Genomic DNA, 2,447 nt, shown 5'->3' on the forward strand with positions numbered 1-2,447 from the left:
CCACCATCACTGAGAAGCTCTTGCTGATGGGCAAGGCGATTGCGATTGCGGGCACGGTGAAGTCTCGCAAGTCCGACCGCCATGCCACCTCCGACTGGATGGAAATGGAAAAGCAGCGTGGTATCTCGATTACCACGTCGGTCATGCAGTTCCCGTATCGCGACCACATGATCAACCTGCTCGATACCCCGGGCCACGAAGACTTCTCCGAAGACACCTACCGCACCCTGACGGCGGTTGACTCGGCATTGATGGTCCTCGACGGCGGTAAGGGTGTAGAGCCACGGACCATCGCGCTGATGGACGTTTGCCGTCTGCGTGACACGCCAATCGTCAGCTTCATCAACAAACTCGACCGTGACATCCGCGACCCGATCGAACTGCTCGACGAAATCGAAGCGGTCCTGAAGATCAAGGCCGCGCCGATCACCTGGCCGATCGGTTGCTACCGCGACTTCAAAGGCGTTTACCACCTCGCCGACGACTACATCATCGTGTACACCGCCGGCCACGGCCACGAGCGCACCGATGTGAAAATCATCGAGAAGCTCGACTCCGATGAAGCTCGCGCACACTTGGGCGACGAGTACGATCGCTTCGTTGATCAACTGGAACTGGTGCAAGGCGCCTGCCACGAGTTCAATCAGCAGGAATTCCTCGACGGTCAACTGACCCCGGTGTTCTTCGGTACTGCACTGGGCAACTTCGGTGTCGATCACGTGCTCGACGCCGTGGTCAACTGGGCGCCGAAACCGCTGGCCCGTGTCGCCAACGAGCGCACCGTGGAGCCGGTTGAAGAGAAATTCGCCGGCTTCGTGTTCAAGATCCAGGCGAACATGGACCCGAAACACCGCGACCGCATCGCCTTCATGCGTATCTGCTCCGGCAAGTACGAAAAAGGCATGAAGATGCGCCACGTGCGCACCGGCAAGGATGTGCGGATCGGCGATGCGCTGACCTTCTTCTCCTCCGAGCGTGAGCAACTGGAAGAAGCCTTCGCCGGCGACATCATTGGTTTGCACAACCACGGCACCATCCAGATCGGCGACACCTTCACCGAAGGCGAAGTCCTTGGCTTCACCGGTATCCCGCACTTCGCTCCGGAACTGTTCCGTCGCGTGCGCCTGCGTGATCCGCTGAAATCCAAGCAACTGCGTCAGGGCTTGCAGCAGTTGGCGGAAGAGGGCGCGACCCAGGTGTTTTTCCCCGAGCGCAGCAACGACATCATCCTCGGCGCCGTTGGTGTGCTGCAGTTCGATGTGGTGGCGAGCCGCTTGAAAGAGGAATACAAGGTGGAATGTTCCTACGAGCCGATCACCGTTTATTCCGCACGCTGGATCGATTGCGACGATAAGAAGAAGCTTGAGGAATTCCGGGTCAAGGCCGTGGAAAACCTTGCAGTCGACGGCGGTGGTCACCTGACCTACCTGGCCCCGACGCGGGTCAACCTGGCGCTGATGGAAGAGCGCTGGCCGGACGTGAAATTCCGTGCGACGCGTGAGCATCACTAAGCGCTGAGTCGAAACACCCAAAGCCCCGTTGCGAAAGTTGCGGGGCTTTTTATTGTCGACTCGGTCTAGTGTGGGACCGAGTCGGGATTCGAAATAACTGTTCGCCATAACGGTTATTCAAAACCAATCTTCCCGCCAATGGCAATTCTGCCGCCTCCTTAGCGTCCCGTCTGGAGAACCCCGCTGATCGGAACTAGATTTCACTTAGCGTCAGTCAGGCGCCCTGCGTCACCCCAAAAGGATGGATTCGGCTATGAGCATTTTTCAACGCGTTGTGCTGTTGCTTAAGGTGTTAGTGATGATGTGCGTGAGTATGTCGGCGGCGTGGGCGGAGTGCCCGGACCATGATGAACAAGCTTCGAGCGGGCAGGTGACACATTCGAGCTTGATGATCGCCAAGTCCGACTCAGAGCCAGGGGACCAAGATCAGGGTGGTAGCAAGGGCGATGACGATTCGACCACTGAAGAGCCGGACACCGACGATGATGAAGGCGACAGCATGTCGTAACAGCCCCACAAAATAAAACCCCCTCTGCTCCGATAGCTACGCAATCGAAGTAGAAGGGGTTACTGAACAGGCCCGATTTCCCTGTGGGAGCGAGCCTGCTCGCGAAGGCGTCAGGTCAGTCGACATCAATGTCGATTGAAAGGGCGCTATCGTCGGAACGCCGCCCGGAGCCGGCTCACTCCCACATTTTTATGCCGCGCCGTCGATGAACTGCTCGGCGTAGTGGCAAGCTACCTGACGGCTGTCGAGCAGGCGCAAGGCTGGCTCTTCAGTGCTGCAACGCTCGGTGGCGTACGGGCAGCGCTTGTGGAACGCGCAACCCGACGGCGGGTTCAGCGGGTTGGGCAATTCGCCGACGATTTTGATTTTCGGCTTGTTCGGGTCCGGGTGAATGGTCGGCGTGGCCGACAACAGCGCTTGAGTGTACG

3 protein-coding genes are annotated in these 2,447 nt (G+C 58.6%); 2 read left to right on the forward strand and 1 reads right to left on the reverse strand.

What is annotated here, in order from left to right; translation table 11 throughout:
- On the forward strand, positions 1-1,511 hold a 1,511-nt coding region (locus AC1DRJ_RS24430; RefSeq protein WP_477804419.1), incomplete at its 5' end, for a peptide chain release factor 3.
- 253 nt (positions 1,512-1,764) lie between these two features.
- Positions 1,765-2,019 carry a hypothetical protein gene (locus AC1DRJ_RS24435; protein ID WP_477804420.1) on the forward strand — a complete coding sequence of 85 codons (255 nt, stop codon included), beginning with the start codon at positions 1,765-1,767 and terminating at the stop codon, positions 2,017-2,019.
- A 189-nt stretch (positions 2,020-2,208) separates the two neighbouring features.
- Here AC1DRJ_RS24435 and AC1DRJ_RS24440 read toward each other — a convergent pair.
- Positions 2,209-2,447, reverse strand: a 239-nt coding sequence (locus AC1DRJ_RS24440) for an oligopeptide/dipeptide ABC transporter ATP-binding protein (protein ID WP_477804421.1), incomplete at its 5' end; no start/stop codon positions are given.

The organism is Pseudomonas sp. P5_B2, from assembly GCF_056400445.1.